Source organism: Hymenobacter agri, assembly GCF_054778495.1.
The window spans coordinates 1-1,297 of record NZ_BAAGZM010000892.1; the positions used below are offsets into that span (position 1 = coordinate 1).

Genomic DNA, 1,297 nt, shown 5'->3' on the forward strand with positions numbered 1-1,297 from the left:
CGGCTGCCGGCGTAGCACAGCAGTAGCAGCGCCATGCCGCGCAGCCAGCCCAGCCGGCGGGTGTTCAGCCAGGCCAGCCCGGCGGCTATCATGCCGAAGAGCAGGGCCGTTTGCAGGGCCGACATATGGATGTCGCGCACAACCCAGCCGCTAAACCATTTACTTACCCAGAAGATGTACTCGTTGAACATCAGCACCATCTTCTCGAAGAGCCACGCAATGCTTTTGGGTGCCCAATCGAAAAAGGCTGCCGTTTTGGGGCCGTACATGCTTGGCAACGCGACCAATCCTTTCACCAGCAGCAGCGCCAGGCCTACGTACACGGCCCCGCTGGAAATGGGCACGGCCACGAGGTTGGAAAACAGAAAGCTGAACGGAAATTGATGGAAATAATACAGCCCCAGCCCGAACGTAGCCACCTGCGCCGCCAGCGACAGCGCCACCGCCTGCCACACTTTATCGAGCGACCAGCCGGTGGCCTTCCAGAGCCATTGCACGGCTTTGGGCTGCCAGGGCCGGCGGCGGGCATAGAAATACGTCTCTACATCGAGCCACTCCGCAATTCGAGGCTGCACGTACACGATGCTGAGCACGGCCAGAAACGAGAGCTGAAAGCCCACGTCAGCCACCAGAAACGGGTTCCAGATGAGCAGCCCGAAGGCGGCCACGCCCAATGTGTTGAAGATGGAATCCTGCCGCCGCAGGGTGCGCCCGATAATGATAATGGTGAACATGACCGTGGCCCGCAGCACCGACGCCGACAGCCCCGTGAGAAACGCATAGCTCCAGATAACCGCCAGCCCCAGCAGCGCCGACCACAACTGAAATCCTTTCACGCGGCCAAACAGCTTGCGCAGCAGCCACGACATGGCTCCGAACAGCAGCCCCACCTGCAAACCGCTCACGGCCATGATGTGCGTGGTACCGGTGGCCGTGTAGGCCTGCTTGGTAGCTAAATCCACGTCGTCCTTGATGCCCAGCACCAGCGCCGAGGCAACGGCGTACTCGCGCTTGGCGGTGATGTAGTGCCGGAAAACCGCATCAAGCTGCGCGGCGGCCTGCAGGCTGATGGCCACGAACGGGTTGGGCGGATTCATCCCCAGCACGCGGTATTGGTCGGGGTGAACGTACTGCTGATGATAGACTTGCCGGTACTCCAGGTAGCGGGCGTAGTCGAACTCGCCGGGGTTGAGCGGGGGCTTACTGGGGTCGGGATGGCCGGCAATGAGCCAGACCTCGCCGTACTGCGGCTGCGCGACGCCCGCCACCCGGGGCAGCGACACGCGCACGCCGCCGG

At 62.7% G+C, this 1,297-nt stretch carries 1 protein-coding gene; it reads right to left on the reverse strand.

What is annotated here, in order from left to right; genetic code table 11:
• A partial coding sequence (locus tag ACYVDE_RS23145) for a ComEC/Rec2 family competence protein (protein ID WP_460503889.1) occupies window positions 1–1,297 on the reverse strand: 1,297 nt, incomplete at both ends.